Consider the following 22,172-nt stretch of genomic DNA (forward strand, 5'->3'; position numbering starts at 1 on the left):
GGTAATTGTGAATAAAAAGCCACTTGAGACGCTTTTCGAGGCTATGTACCACAGCAAGCGTTCGTTCGACGATTTCGCGCGTGGTCCAGTGGCCCAGAAGTACGTCCGCCACCGCTTCTGCAAGCAGGGCAAGACGAGGGAGGTTCTCAGTCCCGACGACAAGCTGCGTGCCTACCACGAGTTCCTGAGGCTCTTCCTGCTCGACTTTCTACCGCAGAATGAGGAAGTGGTTTTCTCGTATCGAAAAGGCGTGAGCGCCTACGACGCGGTGAGCAGGCATGCGCAAAGCAAGTTTTTCTTCGTTTGCGACATTGCCGATTTCTTCCCCAGCCTCAAACGCCATCGCATCCGACAAACCATTCTTTCTGGGAAAGACTCATCTCCCGTCGCCGATTTAGATCAGTGGTTGGAGCGTATCCTTGACCTGGTGAGCGTCGACGATTGCTTGCCCATGGGCTTTTCCACGTCGCCGACAATAAGCAATGCCGCGCTATTGCCGTTCGACAATGCGGTACAGTGGTATTGCGCCTCGAGGGGGTTGATCTACACGCGTTACTCCGACGACATGGTGGTATCCGCCAAGGAGTTCGCCTCGCTAGATGGCATCGAGGAAACACTCGGGGCATTCTTCGTCGAATACATGGACGGCGACCTGGCCCTGCATCCTGGAAAATCCAAGCTGCTTCGAACTGGCAGCAAGATCAGGCTCCTGGGGATGGTACTGTTGCCCAATGGGACCATTTCGGTGGACGCGAGTATCAAATCTGAGATCGAGGTACTAATCCACTTCTATATCAAGGACAGGGCGAAATTTGCGGATCGCGCAGATGGAGATGCGCAGAAGGTCGAGGCACGGTTGGCTGGCCTTCTGAATTACGCGAACACCGTGGACCAATCCTATCTGCAGAAGCTGCGCAAGAAGTTCGGCGCGGCTGTGGTGGATCTATTCCTGCACCGCTCCTTTGGCTAGGGTATGCACTTCTCAGTCGAGCTGGCGGAAATCCGCCCAATAAAAGCGCTCAGCTTCGAGATCGATCTTGCGCGAAACCAACTGCTCTGCATTGTGGGTAAGAATGGCTCGGGGAAAACTACGCTAGCCAAGGCGATTCTCAACTTCACGTTGGCCGACACCTTTACCCGCACATCATCGGATGGCATTTTTCATCATGGCAGCAAGATTTGCTACCGTTTTGGCGCCCAAGAATTCCTGTTCTGGTATGACGACAACCTGCGCATGCTCAACTGTAAGGCGCCTATTCCAGAAGCGTTGAAGGCGCAGATATCGGTTGAGCTGCCGATGCCCCATGGGCATCGGTTCAATTTCTTCCGAGCGCTTAGCGAGTCCGATCACGAGATCCGGCGGGCGACCATCTTGGGGGATTACCGAAAACCCGAGGAGCTCATAGAGTTCTTGTCGCGCATCTATGGCGAACGACGATTCGACGATCTGATCGAGGTACGATTGCGTACAGGATCGTGCTGCTGCATCACCCTTCCGGGCGGCCGCTATCTGCGTGAGGATTATTTCAGCTCTGGCGAATACTTCCTTATTAATCTTTATCGCAGGGTACGTAAGGGCCAACGGCTCGTCGTAATCGACGAGATCGACATTTCACTGGACGCCGCAGCCCAGGCTCGCCTCACCGCGGAGCTTCGGACACTCTGCACTGAATACCACGTGAATATCGTCTTCACGAGCCATTCTCTAGCAATGATGCAGACGCTGCAGAGCAACGAACTGCTTTATATGGAACGGAACGCCGAAGGTGCAACGCTCGTACCGGTATCTTTCAGCTATGTGAAGAGCTTGATGTTCGGGTTCACAGGCCGTGACAGATATATTCTCACCGAGGATGAGGTGCTCAAGGAGTTTCTGTCGTTTGTAATCCGTCACTACTGCCCACCTACCTTTTATAGCTATTATTTAATTGAAGTTGGTGGGGCGGGTCAGGTCGTCGATCTCATGGCGCGTAATGATCGCGATGGATTCCTTGGCCCGACGGAAGACGTTATTTCCATCCTGGACGGCGACCAAAAACACGCCAAGCACGCCCAAGGGCCGAAGACCTACTGCATGCCGCTAGAGAGTGTCGAGAAGGCCTTCTGGGAAGAACATCAATGCCCAGATTTCCAGCCGCGCATTTCGGCGGAGCAGCAAGGCCCCAAGGCCCTATACAAGTACGTAACTCGCAACAAGATTTTCTCGCAGGAAGAGATCTTCAAGCTCCTTTGCGATCGCCATCATGAGGTCATTCAGGAGTTTGCCAGCACCTTGCAAGCCTTTCTTTGCCGGCCCACATGAAGAGGGAGCGAGATGCGGCCGCGCGGCGGGAGTCCGCTGCGGTCAGTTGTCCGCAGTTGACTTTCTGGACGCTTGGTCGATATTTTCCTGAAAGCTCTCGAAGAATAGGTCAATCTCCTCATCCGTTGCCGGCCATATGTCAAAAGAAGGCTGGGGCAAGCCGGGCAGCCGCTTGTCGTCGGGTAGCCACGGCTGATCTAATTGGCCGAAGGAGAAACGTATTCGGAGGCGATTCAATGCGCCGCCGTTTGGGCGCACGGGATCGAATGGCCGTATCCAGTCTGGCAGGCCGTCATAGTCTACAGCCGTGACTAGGCGGCCTTCCTGCTGGGCTTGATCTCTAAGTGTTCGCTCTTGCTCTTCGATTTCCGCTCGGTCTTCAAACACCTCGCATCCGAGCTCTTGAATCTTCGCAGTCCACTCCTGATACGTAACCGCGGCTTCAGACGCGCAGCGCGGAGGTCGCGGTCTCCCACCTTTCGAACCACCAGGCGGTAAAGGCAGCTTGCCATGGGCCAGATTCATCAATCCGCGTCGAAATAGCTTCAGTGCAGCTCGCTCGCTGTCGAGGCGGGCACCAAGGGCATCGGCGGAAGCAAGGTCCACGAGGCCTAAAGGCAGCAGCTCGTCTTCTGTAACGTAGCCAAGCTCGTGGGCAAGGGTAGCAACATCAAACAGCTTGGCTATGGACAAGGCCTGGCCCGACTTGCTGTAGGTCCCCTCCATGTGCCTGTAGCGCAGCCATTCCTGGCCAGTCTCCTGGTCAAACATGTCCCGCAACCCCAACCCGAACTTGGCCTCCAGTTGTGCTGGAGATAGCCCGGAACGTTTCTCGATCAGGCAAAGCAGGGCAACTGTGGCGCCCTTCATTCGCTGCTGACCGTACTTACCGTCTCGATGTCGCCCCATTCGAAACCTCGTGGAATTCCCTTTTGCTGGCAGATGTGACTCAAAGCATCCTATCAGCACTTGGATAGCGAGGAAACATGACAGATGAAGACCGCCGACAAATCGAGAGTGGATTTCCGCGTGGCGTTCGCAAACATGGATAGATGCGCGCTTTTGTCGCCCGAAGAACTTGCCGAATTGCTTGGCAAGAGCCGAAACGCTATCTACCACATGCTTCGGCGAGACGAGGATTCATTTCCTCAACCGGTCCTTCGCCAGAACCGATGCATTCGCTGGCGTGCCGGTGATGTCCGAGATTGGATAGACAGCCTGTCGAGCGCGAAGCCGCGTGAGATAGAGACTGCAAGGAGGCGGGGTCGGCCTCGCCAGGGCGATTTGCAGAGGTCCCCTTCTGATAGCGCACCTCTTGCTAACGATCATTCGACGGCGCTCGGACAAGCGCGTGCACGCAAACTTGTGCGTTTTACCTTGGGGTGATCTGGTCGCGCCCCTCTTGTAGTGCTGATCCGAAGTCCTGCAGCCGCAACCAACCATAAGGGCCTTAATGGCTGACGATCGTTTTCAGAACCACAGTGGCGGCGTAGTTCACGTTCACTACGATGTGCGCTACGGCTCCGTACCTGAGGCGTTGCTGGAAGACAGCCGCCTGGGGCTGGATACTAGGGCTGTTGCTGCCTGGCTGGCCGTGAAGCCTGCCGGCTGGCAGATTCTAGTCGGAGTTCTTCAGTCGCGACTAGAGCTTGGAAAGGACCGTTGGGGGCGGATCTCTCGCGAGCTGGAGGCGGCAGGATACTTAAGACGTCGAAGAGCTCATGGGCCGAGGGGTCAATGGCTCTGGAACATCGTCTTCAATCCCGTCCCAATGAGCCGACCTTCGACCATGGGCGGCTTTCCCGGAGATGGTGCTCACGGATCCGGGCAGCGCAACCCCGGTCGATCCGGAACTGGGACCTCCGACTCCGGCTTACCCGAGGCCGGTTCTGCCGGCAATATAGAAGTACCAGACAAGAAAAAACATCTAAGTAAAAAACAATCAACTACGACCCAGGCGCCCATCGCTGCCGCGGGCAGTTGCACTGCCTCCCGCTACCGGGAGCTGTTTTGGGCTCGAGCCGTTGAGCCTCACAAAGATGTAGTGGTTGCTTGTCTTGATCGAAGTGAAATGGACATGCCTACTGCGCAGAAGATTGTCGACGAGCTGGCAGGTTGCCTGGAGGCGGCCGCGTTGGGAAAGCGTGACGGGATCGCAAGTATCCAGGGTTGGGTTGCAGCGGTCGTCCGTCGCTGCAAGAAGGGTAGCTTCGTCATCGATCTGGGGCGGGTCGTGGCCCGTCGGCGTGATCAAGCGACGACGGATTCAGTTGTGCATGGATCATCGGTACACCAGTCCCATACCAGCCGGGAGAAGGGGCGAGAAAATCTGCGGACGCTCCTTCAGACACGGGACGGCACTGGCAGACTAAATCCGTAGCCAATTGCCGAGCTATAAGCGCCGGCGTGGATTGCCGGCTCATGCTAAGGGTGCCGGAACTAAGGCCGGCGAGGTGATTTGGTCGCGCATCCACTCAAACCGGTAGCCAGCTGCACCAGTAGACGATTTGCTTATGCAGTCTCTCAAGAGCCAAGTCCATTTGAATCGGCAGTGTCGGATCGCCCCTTCGGGTCGCCGCTCTCCCTTGCGCCTAGCGGCGCGGGGACCCGTGCGCCTCGATCCGGGCGCGCGGCGCGCGCGAGACGTGGCCAGTCATCGCCGGTTTGGCTTGCAGAACAGGGGCAGGTTCTCACCTCGGTTAGCCCTTGCCGTCGCGTGGCAGACCGCTGGCTGTTGTGGGCGGGCGGTGGGCTGTGTGTGGGCAACCCGGAAGGGTTGTTCATCCGCCGCGTCATGGTCGGTCCCTAAGGTGGTGCGGGTGGACCATGTCCACAGCTTGGCTGAAGCGGTTCGAATGAGGGTGCAGGGCAAGCGCACTGAACATGCAGTGTACCTGCCGGTTTCATGCCCTGATATTGCAGTGATAGTGCAGTCAGGGTGCAGTGAGCGTGCACTGAGGGTGCAGCAAAAGTGCAGCAAGGTGCCGTGAGGGCGCAGTGATAGTGGCGGGAAACAGAGTCATCAGCAAGGTGTGAACGCCGGCGTTATTTCTTCTTGGTCAGCTCGTGCCTACGCATGGCAAACCAGCAGCTGCGGTGGGCAAGTGGGGGCAAGCGGTGGGCGGCGCGTGGTCAACCCGGTAGGGTTGTCCATCGCCGTCCACGGTTTGTCCACACGCTGGCGCGTCAGCGCCATGTCCACGGCAGGCTCCCCCAAAAAAACCGTGCTCACCCTGGTGGTGCCCCGATTTATGCGTTCATGTATGCCGCATACCCATCGCGCGGATGCACGTTACCAAGTAGAGGTCTCGTGGGGTGATTTAGTCGCGGTGGCTGGCCGGGGATGCTGGTCGCGGAGAAAGACGGCATCGGTCCGCCGGCGGAAGTCGTTGGCGCGCGCGGAGGCGAAGGAGGTTGCATGCTGATGGTGGTTGTCGGGAGGGTCCTTGGGAGGGTGCCCCTCCCAAGCGCGATTCCTCGTTTGAATGGCTTGCTTCGCACTCCATTCAAACGACCGCGGTCAGGGCCATGCCCCGACACCCCGATACATGTCTTCCTCCCACGCGCTCTGACAGAACATGGCATCCCCTCACGTATCCTTTAAGCGTGGCAAAGTTGGCAACGGTGCCGCGCACGCCGCCTACGTGAGGGGTGAGGGAAAGTATGCCGACCGCGACGATGTGCGGGCAGTGGTCGATGGCAACCTGCCTGCCTGGGCGTGCGGCGACGCATATAAGTTCTTCGCGGCGGCGGACGCCAATGAGCGCAAGAACGGGCGCGCATATCTCGAGGTCGAGGCCGCCATCCCGCGCGAAGCCGCGGATCCGATTGCCTGGGCGCGCGAGTTCACCCAATCGCTGCTGGGTGACCGCTTTGCCTACCGGCTCGCCGTGCATGACCGGCAGGCCGGCGACGGCGGGCGGAATGTCCACCTGCACCTGATGTTTTCGGACCGCCCGACCGATGGCGAGCACTTCGACGCGAAGCGTTTTTTCAAACGGAACGGCTCCATGAAGGACCGCAGCTGGAACAAGCGTGACATGGTGCTCGAGGTGCGGTGGCTATTTGCCAAGCACGTTCGTGAAGTTGTGCCTGGCTGGGAGCCGCCCGCGCCGGCGAAGCCGGAACCGAAGATTGGTCCCGCCTTGCCCAAGGCCGGCACGCTGTACCACCAGGTCCGCACGGCGCGCCTGGCGGAGGTGGAGCAGATCCGCATTGAGCGTCGGCAGGAGGCCGAGCGCGAGAAGATCCGAGACGACCTCGCCGAAGCCACCAAGGATCTGTGCATCCCGTGGGAAGTGGATTTGCCCCAGCTCGAACGTCGGCTCAATGCCCTGCTGACGATGCCGCTGCAGCTTGGCCAGCAGGCCGAGCTGCAGGAGCTGCGCCGCAAGGCTGAGCTGGAGCGTCGTCGCAGGGAGGCGCGGGCGCGCCAGAAGGCCCGGGAATTGGAAAATGCGGCCCAGCACGGCTGCGTCAGGGACCTGCTGAAGATCGCGCTGTACGCCCGCTATTGCGAGCTGGAGGGGGATTCGGCGGGTGGAAAGCGACTACGTGCTGAAGTCCAGCGTGAGATGCGCAACACCCCGGCGACTCGGAAGCGCGCGGACTACACGCAGGCGCTGGTCGTTCGCCTGGCAGCAGAGGAATTGCTGCGCGACGGCTTGATCGGCGAGGGCGTGGCTCACGCCCTTGGTGTCAACGCGAAGCTGGCAAAGTCTCTGGGCCCCAACGGGCTGGCCAAGGAAACCAGCGAGCACCTTATGGCGTCCATCAAGGCAGCGGAAGTCTCCAATGCTGCCGTGGGCAAGCAGGTCAGGGAGGTGAATCTGGCGCTGAACGCAGCTGCCGCGACAATCATGCAGACCATGCCTGGCGACTACAGTGCTGCTGCCAATGCGGCCGGAATCGTTGCGAGTGTGGCAACACAGTTCCGATCGTTCTCTGCCGTCCCGGCATCAAAGGCTGACGGGCAGCCGGTGGTGAAGGCCTCTGCTGCCGACAAAGGCGCTGGAGCGGCCACCGTGCCGAAACTGCGTGCGTCCAAGCCGTGATACCCGCATGAGCAAATGCAAGTGGCGAAAGCGGAGTATCGGCCCGGGGGAGTGCGACCTCACGTCGATTTCGCGTCGGGCCACTGCGAGTCGGTCATTGCGACGCTCCCACGGGCCATTCGTCAAGTTCAAACTACTTCCTACTAATCTATGCAAGTAAGCAGCCCGGTAAAGGCTCTACGCCAAGCCGAAGTGACACCCCCGCCAGCGCTGGCTGCGGCGATGCCCACGCACCTGTTCGAACGCTTGCGCATGAACCCTATACCGGTCTTGGTCATGGACAGCCCTTCAGCCCACACTCTGTGGGCCGGGTTCTGCGCTGCGAGCGAATATACCGAGCAAGGCGAAATCGCAATTGGCCGATGCCTTGTGGAGCCAACTGTGCGACAACCACGGCGTTCAGCGATCCTCAGCACTTATCTCCATGAGGCCGCACACCGTCTTTTGCCTGACCAGCACCATCACAACGCCGCCTTTGGTGCCATGATGCTCGTGTTATATCTCCGTGCCGGCTCCATTGATGGCGCGGATCTGTGGCAGTCTTCTGGCCTATATGACTACCAGGACGAAGCTGAAAACCTGCCGCAAGGCTTCAATTGGGCGTGGCGGACGGCAAACGAGCTGGCGACAACAGAACTACCTGCGGAAGAGTGCGCGGAAATCATCGCGCAGCGATATGGCAAATGGCAGGAGTGGTTGGCCGGCGCGGCGGAACGGAAGCAGGCCCGTTTGGCAAAGGCGCAGGCCAATGCGCAGTACATCGAGAGCCTTAAAGAAACCAGATTCTTGTTGGCCGGCTTGGGCTTTATGGCTGGGATGTTGGCAGGGGCAATGATCGCCCTGCAGTTTGTCGCATGAAATTGCTTGCGTGGTCTTTTGCATTTCGGGAAGAATTGAGATGCGTCGATTTCGGGCGAGATCGACTCACCCTATCAAAGTTCAACTTTCGCATGTATGGCCATGTACGAGTCAGTTGGGGCGGTCGATTTTCTTGGCACCGCGTTGGGTGTTGTCGCACTAAGCGGCACTATTGCCGATGTTTCAGTGGAGACGTCGCATCGAACCCGCGCCACGCGCAATCTGAATCAGCAACTGCGTGACGTTCAGATAGATACCTATCACACATATTCAGTATGGCTGCGCCTGCGCGACGGTAAGTCTGCAGTACTCAGGCTTGTCAATCCAGGCTTCCCGATTCGTGTCGGCAATATGGTGACAGCGTACTACGCTGGTCAGGACGGCCAAGATCTGGCAAGTCTGGAACTCGTGGGCTTTGAAGATCGGACGATGGGTAAGGTGTTTGACATGGCTGGACGAGCCCGACTGCCCCAATCTTCCGGATCGTACATGTTGCGCTTTGCGGTCGTTTCGGCTTTTGGTGCGATCGCGCTGCACTGGCTTGCGGTTCATGTATTCGTGTTTGTGCTAAGCGCGCCGTTGGCACTGTTTTTAATGAATGGCTGGGTCGACTGGTGGGTCTGTGCAATCCCTGCTGGCATCTGGTACATGAGCAAGACCGTGCTCCGGGACAAGCGGGTTGCCGAGGGCCGGCGGCGTCTTTTCGACCTGATACGTGGTCAACGCACTTCGCTGGCTGCGCCGGAGTTCTGAGGTTGGTAGACTAGGAGGAAAGGAGTACCAGCATGGCAACGAAACTCACCCAATACATCATGAGCGAGCGGTTCCAAGAGGACGTTGGCCGCGGCATTGAGAAGGCGATTGCGCAGGCCAAGGCTGCTGGATTGCCTCCCGCCGGTGACCAGGTCCTTGCCACGCCGAAGAAGCGGCGCGCTACCATTGTCTATCTTCCTCCGAGGCCCTCGAGGAAGGAGTAGAGGGGGCCTGCCGCAGACTCGAACTGACGGGGTGCGATTCCCGGGTGAGTGCTGCATGGAGCGCATAGCGAACCTTTCACCCAATCTGGAATGGCAGTTCACCCAGCTTTGAGGAAGGCATTAGCCGTGGAAAACGGAAGGGATGTCGAGGACGAACTGCTGCTCCGCTGCGCTGCAACCGGACGCGGACAGGTGACCGTGGCACGCGACCAACGGGAAGCGAACATTTTTCGCCTCGCCGCGGTGGTTATCCAATCTCGCTTTCCCCTTGAAGCTGAAGGCATCGTTCACGCCAGTGAGCGCTACTTTGCGCGGCATCCCGAGGATATGGTTCCCTCTCCCGAGGTGATGCGGAAGTGCTGGGTTTCGAGCATGCCTCGGCTGCAGGATATGCTCAGCCGTAAGCTTGGTTGGAGCTGGAATGTTGGAGAGCTTTCACCCAATCTGGAATCGTCGCGGCGGGGGTCGGCGGGTTCACCCCCCGCCTGAACGCAGCAGCCTTTCGAAGACCCAGGGGTGGTGCCACCGTCTCCGGCGCATGAGCCGCTCTACATATTCCTTGTGATGGGCGGCGTCCCGCGCTGCTTTACCTTGGTGTCGGCGGGCATTGCAAAGCCGGCAGGCGGCCACGATGTTGCTTTGGGAGTCCCCACCGCCATCGACTCGGGCATGTAGATGCTCGGCCGTGCATTGAAGGTGTCGAGCCTGCCGACTGGAGAGATGGAAGGTCGCTGCGAACGCTTCCATGGATTGCTCCCACATGGGGCAGCAGCAATAGAAGCAACGGCCGGATTGACGATGGAAGGCGCGGGCGCGCAGACGCGCGAGAGTCGAGGGCATGAGCGATCCTGTGTACAGGAAGATTTCGGATACTTCGAAACCCGCTCGCCCTTAACAAGGCATACACGGGAACCAGCCAAGTAGCTCGTGCTGGCACCTCTTCAGCTCCTAGCGAAGACTGACGGGGAAGAGTGTAGCCTCACATTTTCCTGAGACACAAGGGGAAGGCGCGCCGGCCTTACAAAATCGCAACAATGCGCCCAGTGCGACCGCGCCGCCGCAAACTTTAATGGCTCTGGGAGGGACGTTGACGCGTCGACAAATGCCGCTCTGTCCAGTCTAAGGCGTCTGAACGCAGGGAAGTCTGATCGCACCCTTGGAACACTAGGTGGAAACGACGCTAAGTGGGTCGCCACAAGCCAACGAGGAGCTGACCAGTGGAGGTCCCTTGCCGGCCAGAAAGCGACGGCCGGGCCCTCTGACTGAATGGCCGAAGCTCTGACACAGCGGACGGGTTCACTATGTGGAGCTTGCCGGACTATCGATAGCGGGTTTCTGTTTCGATTGCTCCAGTCCCGCCCTTCAAGTCAACCCAACCTCACCAGATTCAGCGCGGCCAGCGGTCCTCCAGGAAACTGATGCTGTCTTCCGCCCCCGTCGAGCGAACCGAGATCGATGCCGAAGAACCCGAGGCGATCGATCAACTTGGCCACCTCGGCTTTGGCGTTCGCATCGTCACCCGACATGAACATCACGCGGCGGCCACCTTCAGCTTGCGGATCGCCGGCGACCAGCGCGGGCTGCAGGTGATTGAACGCCTTCACGACACGCGCGCCGGGCACCAGGTCTGCAAACACTGCGCTCGACGAGCGGCCATGCAGGTCCGCGGGGCGAAACAGCGGCGCCTCGATCGGGTTGTTGGCATCGATGACAATGCGCCCGCCAAAGTCCGGCAACCCGGCCAGCGCCTGCGGCAGCTTCGACCAGTTGACGGCCACCAGCACGATGTCTTGCGCCGCGGCTTGCTCGCGCGTGCCCGGGCGGATCGAAGGCCCGATGGCTTGCACGGCATCCTGCAGCGTTTCAGGCCCACGGCTGTTGGCCAGCACCGCCTGGATGCCGTGGCGTGCCAGCGCCGTGGCAAACGCCGTGCCGATTGCGCCCGCGCCGATGATGCCAATGGTCTTTCCGTAGCTTGCTTGCATGACGGTCTCCCGGTTCAGGCGGTGAAGCCGCCATCGGCAACGATCTCGGCACCGGTGACGAAGGCTGCGTCCGGACCGGCGAGGAACGCCACCACGCCGGCAATCTCATGCGGCTGCCCGTATCGTCCCAGGGCAATGCCGGGTCCCACGATCTCGCTGACCGGGCCGCCGGCGGGATTCATATCGGTGTCGGTCGGGCCGGGGTGGACGGTGTTGACCGTGATGCCTTTCGGCCCCAGGTCGCGCACCAGGCTGCGATTGAAGCCTGCGATCGCGCCCTTGGTCAGCGTGTAGAGCGATGCCGTTGGAAACGCCGCGTAGCGCGCCATCGATGAACCGATGTGAATCACCCGCCCGCCCGTCTTCATATGGCGCACCGCTTCCTGCGTGGCCACGAATACGCCGGTCACGTTCACCGCAATCATGCGCTCGTAGGTGTCGAACGCGATGTCCTCGATGGCACCGCCCAAGCTCAGGCCGGCGTTGTTGACGAGGATGTCGAGGCCGCCGAAGGCGTCGACCGTCGCTGCCACGGCCCGGCGCACCGCGGCCGCATCGCCGGCGTCCGCGGCGAGCGCGATGGCGCGGCCGCCGGCTGCTTCGATCTCGCGCACTACCGTGGCGGCCTTGTCCGCTGAGGCACTGTAGGTCAGCGCTACGGCCGCGCCGTCGGCGGCCAGGCGGCGGGCGATGGCGGCGCCGATGGAGCGCGATCCGCCGGTAACGAGGGCGATCTTGCCGGCCAGGGGAAGGGTCTGTTGAGTCATTTCTTTCTCCGTTGGGGTGAATCACAAGGTGTGAACGGAGTATGGGTGTTCGATTGCGCGATGATTAGTAATGAATGACTGGAATCATCTTCAAGCAATCGTGTAAGCTGAGCCGGATGGAAACCCTCGCCAACCTCGAATCCTTTGTGCGCAGCGCCGAAACCGGCAGCTTTTCGGCGGCGGGTCGCCGACTGGCCCTGACCCCCGCGGCCGTCAGCCGCAACGTGGCAATGCTCGAGCGCAATCTGGGCGTGCGACTGTTCCAGCGCTCGACGCGCAAGCTGACGCTTACCGAGGCTGGCGAACGCTTCCTTGCCTCCATTGGCGGCAACCTGGACGCGCTGCAAGCCGCCATCGCCGCCATGTCGAACGACCACGGCGAACCGGCCGGCGTGCTGAAAGTCAGCCTGGCGCCGTCGTTCGGCGTGGCTTACGTGATGCCGTTGCTCCCTGATTTCCTGCAGCGTTACCCCGCGATCCGCCCGGAATGGCATTTCGAGAATCGCGCCATCGACTTGATTGCCGAGGGCTTCGACGCAGCCATAGGCGGAGGCTTCGAACTGGCGCCGGGTCTTGTGTCGCGCCCACTGGCACCCGCGCATATCGTCGCGGTGGCGTCGCCTGCGTATCTGCGGGAACGCACGCTGCCTGCCGATCCGGCCATGCTGAACGTCATGGACGGCATCGTCATGCGCTCCGGGCGCACCGGACGCACGCGCCACTGGACTATGCGCGATGCCGCCGGCAACGAGGTTGCCACGACCATGCGCGAACGCATTGTCGTCAGCGACCCGGCCGCCATGCGGGAAGCCGCGCTGCTGGGTCTGGGCGTGGCACTGCTGGCGGTACCCGATGTGCTGCCATGGATCGAACGTGGCGAACTCGTACGCGTACTTCCGCGCTGGTACGCCGACGCCGGCGCCATTTCGTTGTACTACCCTACGCGCACCCTGATGCCCGGCAAGACACGCGCATTCATCGACCACGTTGTGGAAGCCTTCCGCCGCGATGGACTAGCGCAGCGACTGGCAGGCAGCCTCGGCCTTTAGCGTTGTCTACCGAGGCACGCCGTTTCGACGACCGCTCTGGCCCAAACTTGAGTCACTCGCCAAGCTTTAACGAAGGGCAGGAGTGGGTCGGCAGGAGACAGTGAGCAGCTGGTGCAGGGCAGTCCAACGAATTCGTGCTTCATGGCGAGCGACATGAAGCCTGCCATAGACCGTTATTGGCAACGGTTGGTCAGCTGCGCGTTGAGCTGTGTGCTCATCTGCGGGTAGGCGTTGAATAGGGCCTGCGAGCGTTCGGTTCTGACCCCGCTCTCGGCTCGTATCTGCCTGACGGTCTTGAAGCTCCAGATATCCTGACCATTTACACAGGTGCACGTCCACACCAGGGTGTTGTCGATGGCCTCCTCGTTGGCCTTCCACACAGCCCGTTCCTCTACCTGCCGCTGGGCTTCAAGCGCTGCCTCGGCGGCTTGGCCAGCCCGCAGGATATCCGCCACAGTCTGGGCCCCTGCTGGGCAAGCTCCGGTCAGGGCAGCGGTAAGCAATAGCGCGCGCCGCATGTCAGGCTCCCCCGGCGTAGACGGCGGCCCGGCGCATGTCGTACAGGCCGAAAAGATATGCGCGGATCTCGCCCTCTGGCTCTGCCGCGATCAGGCCCTCCAGACGCTCCAGCGTCATACGGAACGGATCCTCCAAGTCCAGCACGCAAGACAAGGTGCTGTCCTGGGACAGGGCTCGCAAAGGGTGAATAGATTGAATGGTGTCAGCCATAGCAAGACCTCTATAGGTTTGTTGTGGTCAGCGGATGCGGCGGGGTGCAACCACCGCATTCGTCCCCGTTCGTAATTGCGGAACTCGATTAAGGGATCTATAAGGCGCTTCTAGCCGAGCTTTAATGCGAGATCCTTGGCTCGGGGGTGGTAGTAACGTCGAAGCATTTGAAGTGTCTTGTGGCCCGTGACCGCCGACAGTTCCAGGACGTTGTCCAAGCGTTCGGCTATTCGCGACGTTCCCTCATGCCGGAGGTCGTGAAACCGAAAGTTCTCGATGCCAGCCCGTTCGCAGGCGCGCGTAAAGGCCTTTTTAACGGCGTCAGCAGATGTTGGAAACACTCTGTCCGAGGCCGATGTCGCGAGCTCTGCCAGCGGGGCGAGGGTGCTCACAGCCTTGGTTGAAAGGGGGACATCCCTCGACTCACCATTTTTCGAGTCGTGCAAGCGTACAAAGCGATCTTCAAGGAATACGTCCGACCACCGCAGGCTTAGTAGCTCGCCGCGGCGCATGGCTGTTTCCAATGCGAGGATCGTCAACGGCAAGATGCTCGGGTTCCGCGAACCGCCTTTGTCATAGTGGCCACGCCCATTGCGTGGGCTGGCAGATAGTTCGGCAAACAGACGGGCCTCTTCTGCAGCCCCGAGCCTGCGGGTGCGACCGCGGCTTTCGCGGGGCCGCCTGATCGTCGAGACTGGGTTGATAGCCAGGTGTATGTCCCATTCCTTGTTGGCGACATTCAAGACATGGCTGATGAGGGTTAGCTCCCGATTTACTGTTGATCCGGAAACCGGGCGTCGCTCGCCGTCGCCCTTGAGGCGACGGTCTCGGTATGCCGCCAGGACCTTGCCAGTGAGGGCGGCAATCTTGTAGTGGGCAATAGGGTCAGAACGTAGCTTGCGAATTCGAAGGACTTCTTGCTCACCACCTTTCTTGTGGGGCGAGATCTCTTCGCTGTACCGGAGGAGAAGGTCTCCAAGAGTGTTCCGCTCAGCCTCCCGGCGGTCGACGAAGGACCCTCGATCCATTTCGACCTCCACCTGGCGAGCCCAGCTCTCAGCGTCAGCTTTTGTATCGAAGGTGCGCGCTTGGGGTGGGTAACCGCGCTTACGGATCGCGACGCGCCAATAGTCGCCTCGTTTCCAGATCGATGCCATTCCTGCTCCAGACAAGTGATTGGTCGTGTCCGGGCCGATTGTCTGACTGCGCCACTTTTGCGCCAAAAGGGCATTCCGCGAGGTTTTGCGGCAATGAAAAAAGGCCCTCGACTTTCGTCTGAGGGCCTTCTTCCATGCGGCTTCCCGCGAATCTGGTGGGTGGTACAGGGATTGAACCTGTGACCCCTGCCGTGTGAAGGCAGTGCTCTACCGCTGAGCTAACCACCCCTTACTGCGCCGTCGTTGCCGTCGTGCAGCGGAGAAATGAGATTATGCAGAGGTTCTTGTATCTTGTAAAGCCCTTTTTTGATTTTTGTCAGGCGGCCAGGCTTCCGGGTTCTGCCGCGGGGGCTTCCTGCCACACCGTCTTGCCGCCGCTGGCCTTGTCCAGGCCCTTGAGCAGGGCGAGATGGGCCTGCTGCTCTTCGTCCGTGGCGCGCAGCACGGGCAGGGCCAGGCGCGACAGGTCGGCCGCGGCAACCGCGCCGCCGTGGCCTGCGGTGCTGTCGTGCATGTCGATCACCAGCGAATCCTGGCCGCGCGTCATGGCCAGGTAGACCTCGGCCAGCAGCTCGGCATCCAGCAGGGCGCCGTGCAGCGTGCGGTGGGCGTTGCTGATGCCCAGGCGGTCGCACAGGGCGTCGAGCGAGTTGCGCTTGCCGGGGAACATCTGGCGGGCTTCGCGCAGGGTGTCGATCACATTGCCGGCATGCTGGCGGAACGGCGGCAGGCCCAGCAGCTGGAATTCCATGTCGAGGAAGCCCAGGTCGAACGGCGCGTTGTGGATGATCAGCTCGGCATCCTGGATGAACTCGCGGATGTCGTTGACGACTTCGGCAAAGCGGGGCTTGTCGGCCAGGAACTCGACCGTGATGCCGTGCACGGCGATCGCGCCCTCGTCGATATCGCGTTCCGGGTTGACGTAGAAGTGCAGGTGGCGCCCCGTCAGGCGGCGGTTCATCAGCTCGACGCAGCCGATTTCGATCAGGCGGTCGCCGGTGGCGGCACTCAGGCCGGTGGTTTCGGTGTCGAGAACGATTTGTCGCATGGCGGGCATTCTAGCGGAGCTGCGTGGGCGCCCCGCGGTTTCTTGTTAGCGAGAGGGATCAGCGGCCGATCGATTCGACGCCGCGGTTGGCCAGCGCGTCGGCGCGCTCATTGCCGGGGTGGCCGTTGTGGCCGCGCACCCAGTGCCAGGAGATCTGGTGCGGCTGCGCCAGGGTGTCCAGTTCCTGCCACAGGTCGGCGTTCTTGACAGGCTTCTTGTCGGCGGTCTTCCACCCGCGGGCCTTCCAGCCGGGCAGCCATTCGCTGATGCCCTTCTGGACATACTGCGAGTCGGTATAGACACGCACGACGCAGGGACGCTTGAGCGCGCGCAATGCTTCGATCACGGCGGTCATTTCCATGCGGTTGTTGGTAGTGTTGGGCTCGCCGCCGAACATTTCTTTCTCGCTGGCGCCGGCGACGAGCACCGCGCCCCAGCCGCCGCGGCCGGGATTGCCCTTGCAGGCGCCGTCGGAGTAGATCGTGACTTCTTGCATGTGATTCCAAGGTGGCCACCCGCCGGGCAGGTGGCGCTTTGAGGGCGAATCGGGTGAGAGCGCGGGCGCGCGCCGGCGTCAGCGCTCTTCGCCGGGGGTCTTGCCGTGGGTGCCGGTAGGCGTGGCCACGGGCGATGACACCGGAGCCAGCGCCGGCTTGCTCTTCCAGGCCGGGCCGACCAGGCGGATATTGCGCACGCGCTTGATCGCCGAGATCATATAGACCGCGCCGAAGATCGGCCACCAGCGGTCACCGGCCTTTTCCATGAAGGCGGCGCGCTGCAGCCAGCGGTCGGTGCGGTAGGGCGGGCAGTAGCAGCCGAAGCGGCCGCGGATGATATCGAAGCCCAGCAGCTTGAGCCAGTCCTTGATGCGCACGAAGCCGATCTGCTGCGCGTCCGTCGGCAGGAAGGGCGTGGCGCCGAGCCGGTTCATGCCCTGGCGCGCGCCCCACAGGCTCATCGGGTTGAAGCAGGTGACCACCACGCGCCCCTCGGGCATCAGCACCCGCGAGACCTCGCGCAGCACTTCATGCGGGTCTTCGGCGAATTCCAGGATGTGGGGCAGGGTGACCAGGTCGATGCTCTGGGTGTCGAACGGCAGCTCGTCGAAGCGGCACAGCAACTGGCGCGCGTCGGGATGTGCGGCGCGCGGCCCGTGCGGTCCACTGGAAGGGTCCAGCGCCAGCGCCGAGAACGGCATCCGGTTCTCGCGCAGGGTGTCGATAAAGGGCAGGCCCAACTGGACGGCGTGGTAGCCGAAGATGTCGGTCACGATCCGGTCGTACTGCTGCGCCTCCCAGCGCAGCATGTACTCACCGGGCGGCGAGGCCAGCCAGTCTTCCCAGCTTACAATCGGATGATTGGGACGATTGGACATAGGAGCATGCGCATGTTGAAGGTTGAGCCGATCCCGGCGTTCCAGGATAACTATATCTGGGCCATCCACGACGGTCATAGCGCCGCCGTGGTCGATCCCGGCGAGGCCGCGCCGGTGGAGCGCTTCCTGGCGCAAAGCGGTCTGGCTCTGGGCGCTATTGTAATCACCCATCACCACGGCGATCACCAGGGCGGGGTAGCCGAGTTGCTGGCGGCGCACCCGCGCACGTCGTCGGGCGCGCCGATGCCGGTGCTGGGGCCCGCCGGCGAACGCATTGGCGGGCGCACCCGGGCCCTGCGCGAAGGCGATGTCGTGACGCTAGAGACGCCGGCGCTGACGCTGCGCGTGCTGGACGTGCCCGGGCACACCGCCGGCCATATCGCCTATGTGGGCGACCTGGGCGAAGCCGGCCCGGCGGTCTTCTGTGGCGATACGCTGTTTGCCAGTGGCTGCGGGCGTCTGTTCGAAGGCACGCCGGCACAGATGCTGGACTCGCTCGACAAGCTGGCGGCACTGCCGGGCGATACCCGCGTCTATTGCGCGCACGAATATACGCGCAGCAATGTGCGCTTTGCACGGGCGGTGGAACCGGCCAATGCCGCGCTGGCGGCATGGGAGCAGCGGGTCGACGCGCTGCGCGCGGCGGACCAGCCGACGCTGCCGACCACCATCGCTCATGAGCGCGAGGTCAATCCCTTCCTGCGCTCGCGCGAGCCCGCGGTGCGCGCGGCGGTGGCGGCGCAGGGCGGGGCCGCCACGGGCGATGCGCAGGCCTTCGGTGCGCTGCGCGGCTGGAAGGACAATTTCCGCTGAACCCTGCCGGGCCTTGCGCCGCAAGGCTTTCCGGCTGCCCGGCGGATACTGGCCATATGGAAAATCTGATTGACGCGATACGCGGTTTTTTTTAGCATCACGCATCCTTTTGGCGTCACGATTCGAGAACTTAATGAAAATTGGTCGATTACTGGCGGTGGTCGCGTGCGCCGCGCTGCTTGCAGCGTGCGCCAGCACCCCAACGCCGCCTGATGGCGCCAACGGCGCCGCGACCGCCCAGACCGCCAAGCGCCAGGACCCGCTCAACTCGCTCAGCGACAAATCGGCGCTTTCTTCCGCATCCACGATCAATGTCGACCAGGGTGGCCTGGACTGGCTGCGCGGCCCGTCCAACGACATCTGGGATCGCATCCGGCGCGGCTTTGCCATGCAGGACCTGGAGGGCACGCTGGTCGATGACCGCACCCAGTGGTATGCGCAGCGGCCGGAATACATGGAACGGATGGTCGGGCGCTCAAGCCGCTACCTGTACCACATCGTAGAAGAGCTGGAACGGCGCAAGATGCCGACCGAGCTGGCGCTGCTGCCGTTCGTCGAGAGCGCGTTCAACCCGCAGGCGCAGTCCACCGCCAAGGCGGCGGGCATGTGGCAGTTCATCCCGAGTACCGGCAAGTCGTACAACCTGAAGCAGAACATGTTCCGTGACGAGCGCCGCGACGTGCTGGCCTCGACCGACGCCGCGCTGGACTACCTGGCGCGGCTCTACGATATGTTCGGCGACTGGCACCTGGCGCTGGCGGCTTACAACTGGGGCGAGGGCGCGGTGTCGCGCGCGATCGCACGCAACCAGGCGCGCGGGCTGCCGACCGACTACGCCAGCCTGCCCATGCCCAACGAGACGCGCTACTACGTGCCGAAGCTGCAGGCGGTCAAGAACATCATCGCCAACCCGGCTGCGTATGGCGTCAAGCTGCCCGAGATCCCGGACCACCCGTACTTTGTCACGGTGACCACCTCGCGCGATATCGACGTGAACCTGGCGGCCAAGCTGGCGGACATGTCGGTAGAGGAATTCAAGGCGCTCAATCCGTCGTTCAACCGGCCGGTGATCCTGGGCGCGTCCAACCCGCAGATCCTGCTGCCGTTCGATAACGCCGAGCGCTTCCAGTACAACCTGAACACCTACCGCGGCGGGTTGTCGAGCTGGTCGGCGGTGACGGTGGACAGCCGCGAGCGTATCGAAGCGCTGGCGGCACGGCTGAACGTCGACGCCGATACGCTGCGCGAGATCAACAGCATCCCGAAAGGCATGCGCCTGAAGGCCGGCTCGACCGTGATGATCCCGCGCTCGGGCCGCCACGACCAGGATATCAGCGCGACCCTGGCCGACAGTGCCATGCTGGCGATGGAGCCTGATTTGCCGGATGCGCGCCGCGTGGTGGTGCGTGCCGGGCGGCGCGACACCGTGGCCTCGGTGGCGCGGCGCTATGGCGTCTCGGCGGGGCAGGTGCAATCGTGGAACAAGCTCTCCGGCACCAAGTTGGTCGCCGGGCAGAGCCTGGTGCTGATGGTGCCGGTGCGCGGCGCCGGCGCGGTGCGGGCGGCGCGGGCCGAACAGGCCGACCGTGCCGAGCGCGCCGACCGTGCAGAGCGTTCCGAGCGAAGCAGCAAGGGCGGCATCGTGCGGGTCTCGGCCAAGGGCAAGGCGGGCAAGGCGGAGCCGCGCAAGCGCGTCACCGTCGAGGCGGCCTCGCGGCGCACGGCAGTCAAGGCGACGCCGGCGCGCGTGGTGCGCGAGTCCAAGCCGGGGCCGAACGTCAAGGCGTCGGCCAAGGCCGGCGCCAAGGGGGCCAAGGCCCGCTGACGAATGCGGGCGCCGGCTGGTCCGCCGCATGGCGCAAGAAGGGGCGATGCCGTCGGCACGCCCCTTTTTTTCATGTGCCGGCCCCCGGGGCCCGCGCGCCCCTCTCCGAATCTGTGTCCACGCGCACCCGCGCCGGTGGCAAACTACGGTCATCATCACAATGACCGCAGACGCGGAGGAGACAGACATGACGGCAAGCCATGCCGTGCATGCCCGTTCGCTGGCCGACCCCGAGGGGTTCTGGGCCGAACAGGCGGCGCGCATCGACTGGGAAACCCCGTTCGGCCAGGTGCTCGACAACAGCCGCGCGCCCTTTACGCGCTGGTTCGTCGGCGGGCGCACCAACCTGTGCCACAACGCGGTCGACCGCCACCTGGCGGCCCGCGCCAGCCAGCCGGCGCTGCACTGGGTCTCGACCGAGACCGACCAGGCCCGCACCTTTACCTACGCCGAGCTGCACGACGAAGTCAGCCGCATGGCCGCGATCCTGCAGGGCCTGGACGTGCAGAAGGGCGACCGCGTGCTGATCTACATGCCGATGATCCCGGAAGCCGCCTTTGCCATGCTGGCCTGCGCGCGCATCGGCGCGATCCATTCGGTGGTGTTCGGCGGCTTTGCCTCGGTCAGCCTGGCCGCGCGCATCGAGGATGCCCGGCCGCGCGTGGTGGTCAGCGCCGACGCCGGCTCGCGTGCCGGCAAGGTGGTGCCCTACAAGCCGCTGCTGGACGAGGCCATCCGGCTCTCGTCGCACCAGCCCGGGAAGGTGCTGCTGGTGGACCGGCAACTGGCGCAAATGCCCCGTACCGAGGGCCGCGATGAGGACTACGCCGCCTGGCGCGAACGCGTGGCCGGCGTGCAGGTGCCGTGCGTGTGGCTGGAATCGAGCGAGCCGTCGTACGTGCTATACACCTCCGGCACCACCGGCAAGCCCAAGGGCGTGCAGCGCGATACCGGCGGCTACGCGGTGGCGCTGGCCACCTCGATGGAATACATCTTCTGCGGCAAGCCCGGCGACACCATGTTCACCGCGTCGGACATCGGCTGGGTGGTGGGGCACAGCTATATCGTCTACGGCCCGCTGCTGGCCGGCATGGCCACGCTGATGTATGAAGGCACGCCGATCCGCCCCGACGGTGGCATCCTGTGGCGGCTGGTGGAGCAATACAAGGTCAACCTGATGTTCAGCGCGCCGACCGCGATCCGCGTGCTGAAGAAGCAGGACCCGGCCTGGCTGACCCGCTACGACCTGTCCAGCCTGCGCCTGCTGTTCCTGGCCGGCGAGCCGCTGGACGAGCCCACCGCGCGCTGGATCCAGGACGGCCTGGGCAAGCCCGTGGTCGACAACTACTGGCAGACCGAATCCGGCTGGCCGATCCTCGCGATCCAGCGCGGCATCGAGGCGCTGCCGCCCAAGCTGGGCTCGCCCGGCGTGCCCGCCTACGGCTATGACCTGAAGATCGTCGACGAGAACACCGGCGCTGAATGCCCGCCGGGGCAGAAGGGTGTGGTCGCCATCGACGGCCCGCTGCCGCCGGGATGCATGAGCACGGTCTGGGGCGACGACGACCGCTTCGTGCGCACCTACTGGCAGGCGGTGCCGAACCGGCTGTGCTATTCGACCTTCGACTGGGGCGTGCGCGACGCCGACGGCTATGTTTTTATCCTGGGCCGCACCGACGACGTGATCAACGTTGCCGGCCACCGGCTGGGCACCCGCGAGATCGAGGAAAGCCTGTCGTCCAACGCTGCCGTGGCCGAGGTGGCGGTGGTGGGCGTGCAGGACGCGCTCAAGGGGCAGGTGGCGATGGCCTTCTGCATCGCCCGCGATCCGGCGCGCACGGCCACGGCCGAAGCGCGGCTGGCATTGGAGGGCGAGTTGATGAAGACGGTGGAGCAGCAACTGGGTGCCGTGGCGCGGCCGGCGCGCGTATTCTTTGTCAATGCACTGCCCAAGACCCGCTCCGGCAAGTTGCTGCGGCGCGCCATGCAGGCGGTGGCCGAAGGGCGCGATCCGGGCGACCTGACCACGATCGAGGACCCGGGTGCGCTGGAACAGTTGCAGGCAGCGCTGAAAGGCTAGATGGCGGGCTGAGGGCGTGGGATGCGGGTGCCGTGCGGGGCACTCCGCCTCCCGCCCTTGCCATCGGCCGTGATGCAGTCTAATATTTGAAGTATAAAATATTTAGACATCATCTAGATGGCGGTGTGATCCTGGGCAAAGGTGCCCGGCGCA

Annotated in this window: 21 protein-coding genes and 1 tRNA gene; 11 read left to right on the plus strand and 11 right to left on the minus strand. The window is 62.6% G+C overall.

Annotation, left to right across the window (positions count from 1 at the left end; genetic code table 11):
• Window positions 1–7: 7 nt before the first annotated feature.
• Together I6H87_RS13405 and I6H87_RS13410 are read left to right on the plus strand one after the other, a co-directional pair.
• A complete protein-coding gene (locus I6H87_RS13405; protein WP_041687810.1) occupies window positions 8–970 on the plus strand; it encodes a reverse transcriptase family protein in 963 nt (320 codons plus the stop codon).
• Between the two features lie 3 nt (window positions 971–973).
• A complete protein-coding gene (locus I6H87_RS13410; RefSeq protein ID WP_011615686.1) occupies window positions 974–2,302 on the plus strand; it encodes an AAA family ATPase in 1,329 nt (442 codons plus the stop codon).
• Window positions 2,303–2,344: 42 nt separating this feature from the next.
• On the opposite strand, the gene I6H87_RS13415 is transcribed toward I6H87_RS13410, so the two are convergent.
• Window positions 2,345–3,172 carry a hypothetical protein gene (locus tag I6H87_RS13415; protein WP_062804606.1) on the minus strand — a complete coding sequence of 276 codons (828 nt, stop codon included), beginning with the start codon at window positions 3,170–3,172 and terminating at the stop codon, window positions 2,345–2,347.
• Window positions 3,173–3,295: 123 nt separating this feature from the next.
• On the opposite strand from I6H87_RS13415, the gene I6H87_RS13420 reads away from it, so the two are divergent.
• The 5 genes from I6H87_RS13420 to I6H87_RS13440 all read left to right on the plus strand — a co-directional run bounded on the left by I6H87_RS13420 (window position 3,296) and on the right by I6H87_RS13440 (window position 9,191).
• Window positions 3,296–3,688, plus strand: coding sequence for a helix-turn-helix transcriptional regulator (locus I6H87_RS13420; protein WP_011615684.1), 393 nt, complete (start codon window positions 3,296–3,298; stop codon window positions 3,686–3,688).
• A 2,192-nt stretch (window positions 3,689–5,880) separates the two neighbouring features.
• Entirely contained in the window at window positions 5,881–7,356 is a 1,476-nt protein-coding gene (locus tag I6H87_RS13425) for a MobA/MobL family protein (protein ID WP_081225788.1), read from the plus strand.
• A 222-nt stretch (window positions 7,357–7,578) separates the two neighbouring features.
• Window positions 7,579–8,214, plus strand: a complete 636-nt coding sequence (locus tag I6H87_RS13430; RefSeq protein WP_041687455.1) for a hypothetical protein — start codon at window positions 7,579–7,581, stop codon at window positions 8,212–8,214.
• A gap of 102 nt (window positions 8,215–8,316) precedes the next feature.
• Window positions 8,317–8,967: a hypothetical protein gene (locus I6H87_RS13435; RefSeq protein ID WP_136227783.1), complete on the plus strand. Its 651-nt coding sequence runs from the start codon at window positions 8,317–8,319 to the stop codon at window positions 8,965–8,967.
• A 32-nt stretch (window positions 8,968–8,999) separates the two neighbouring features.
• Entirely contained in the window at window positions 9,000–9,191 is a 192-nt protein-coding gene (locus I6H87_RS13440; protein ID WP_011615676.1) for a hypothetical protein, read from the plus strand.
• Between the two features lie 474 nt (window positions 9,192–9,665).
• On the opposite strand, the gene I6H87_RS34870 is transcribed toward I6H87_RS13440, so the two are convergent.
• The 3 genes from I6H87_RS34870 to I6H87_RS13455 all read right to left on the minus strand — a co-directional run bounded on the left by I6H87_RS34870 (window position 9,666) and on the right by I6H87_RS13455 (window position 11,943).
• The gene (locus tag I6H87_RS34870; protein ID WP_011615674.1) at window positions 9,666–10,031 is read right to left on the minus strand and encodes an HNH endonuclease; all 366 of its coding nucleotides are present in this window, start codon (window positions 10,029–10,031) and stop codon (window positions 9,666–9,668) included.
• A 527-nt stretch (window positions 10,032–10,558) separates the two neighbouring features.
• Complete coding sequence (locus I6H87_RS13450; RefSeq protein WP_011615673.1) at window positions 10,559–11,176, minus strand: NADPH-dependent F420 reductase; 618 nt, start codon at window positions 11,174–11,176, stop codon at window positions 10,559–10,561.
• A gap of 14 nt (window positions 11,177–11,190) precedes the next feature.
• Window positions 11,191–11,943 carry an SDR family oxidoreductase gene (locus I6H87_RS13455; protein ID WP_011615672.1) on the minus strand — a complete coding sequence of 251 codons (753 nt, stop codon included), beginning with the start codon at window positions 11,941–11,943 and terminating at the stop codon, window positions 11,191–11,193.
• 116 nt (window positions 11,944–12,059) lie between these two features.
• Between I6H87_RS13455 and I6H87_RS13460 the strand changes: the two genes are divergently transcribed.
• Window positions 12,060–12,992, plus strand: coding sequence for a LysR family transcriptional regulator (locus I6H87_RS13460; RefSeq protein ID WP_011615671.1), 933 nt, complete (start codon window positions 12,060–12,062; stop codon window positions 12,990–12,992).
• 173 nt (window positions 12,993–13,165) lie between these two features.
• Here the strand turns inward: I6H87_RS13460 and I6H87_RS13465 are convergent, their stop codons facing one another.
• From I6H87_RS13465 to I6H87_RS13495, 7 genes are all read right to left on the minus strand, one after another.
• The gene (locus tag I6H87_RS13465; RefSeq protein WP_011615670.1) at window positions 13,166–13,510 is read right to left on the minus strand and encodes a hypothetical protein; all 345 of its coding nucleotides are present in this window, start codon (window positions 13,508–13,510) and stop codon (window positions 13,166–13,168) included.
• A 1-nt stretch (window position 13,511) separates the two neighbouring features.
• The gene (locus I6H87_RS13470; RefSeq protein WP_011615669.1) at window positions 13,512–13,721 is read right to left on the minus strand and encodes a hypothetical protein; all 210 of its coding nucleotides are present in this window, start codon (window positions 13,719–13,721) and stop codon (window positions 13,512–13,514) included.
• Window positions 13,722–13,831: 110 nt separating this feature from the next.
• Window positions 13,832–14,878: a site-specific integrase gene (locus I6H87_RS13475; RefSeq protein ID WP_011615668.1), complete on the minus strand. Its 1,047-nt coding sequence runs from the start codon at window positions 14,876–14,878 to the stop codon at window positions 13,832–13,834.
• Window positions 14,879–15,031: 153 nt separating this feature from the next.
• Window positions 15,032–15,106 (minus strand) — tRNA-Val (locus I6H87_RS13480).
• Between the two features lie 88 nt (window positions 15,107–15,194).
• Window positions 15,195–15,935, minus strand: a complete 741-nt coding sequence (dnaQ, locus tag I6H87_RS13485) for a DNA polymerase III subunit epsilon (RefSeq protein WP_011615667.1) — start codon at window positions 15,933–15,935, stop codon at window positions 15,195–15,197.
• Window positions 15,936–15,984: 49 nt separating this feature from the next.
• Window positions 15,985–16,422, minus strand: coding sequence for a ribonuclease HI (gene rnhA, locus I6H87_RS13490; RefSeq protein ID WP_011615666.1), 438 nt, complete (start codon window positions 16,420–16,422; stop codon window positions 15,985–15,987).
• 78 nt (window positions 16,423–16,500) lie between these two features.
• Complete coding sequence (locus tag I6H87_RS13495; RefSeq protein WP_010814333.1) at window positions 16,501–17,301, minus strand: methyltransferase domain-containing protein; 801 nt, start codon at window positions 17,299–17,301, stop codon at window positions 16,501–16,503.
• Window positions 17,302–17,313: 12 nt separating this feature from the next.
• Here I6H87_RS13495 and gloB point away from each other — a divergent pair, with 12 nt between their 5' ends.
• The 3 genes from gloB to I6H87_RS13510 all read left to right on the plus strand — a co-directional run bounded on the left by gloB (window position 17,314) and on the right by I6H87_RS13510 (window position 22,019).
• Window positions 17,314–18,114 (plus strand): hydroxyacylglutathione hydrolase, encoded by an 801-nt coding sequence (gene gloB, locus I6H87_RS13500; RefSeq protein ID WP_010814332.1) that lies wholly within the window; start codon window positions 17,314–17,316, stop codon window positions 18,112–18,114.
• 133 nt (window positions 18,115–18,247) lie between these two features.
• The gene (locus I6H87_RS13505; protein WP_011615663.1) at window positions 18,248–19,939 is read left to right on the plus strand and encodes a transglycosylase SLT domain-containing protein; all 1,692 of its coding nucleotides are present in this window, start codon (window positions 18,248–18,250) and stop codon (window positions 19,937–19,939) included.
• Between the two features lie 187 nt (window positions 19,940–20,126).
• A complete protein-coding gene (locus I6H87_RS13510) occupies window positions 20,127–22,019 on the plus strand; it encodes a propionate--CoA ligase (RefSeq protein WP_010814330.1) in 1,893 nt (630 codons plus the stop codon).
• The last annotated feature ends 153 nt before the right edge of the window (window positions 22,020–22,172 follow it).

This window comes from Cupriavidus necator (assembly GCF_016127575.1).
GTDB classification, from domain to species: Bacteria; Pseudomonadota; Gammaproteobacteria; order Burkholderiales; family Burkholderiaceae; genus Cupriavidus; species Cupriavidus necator_D.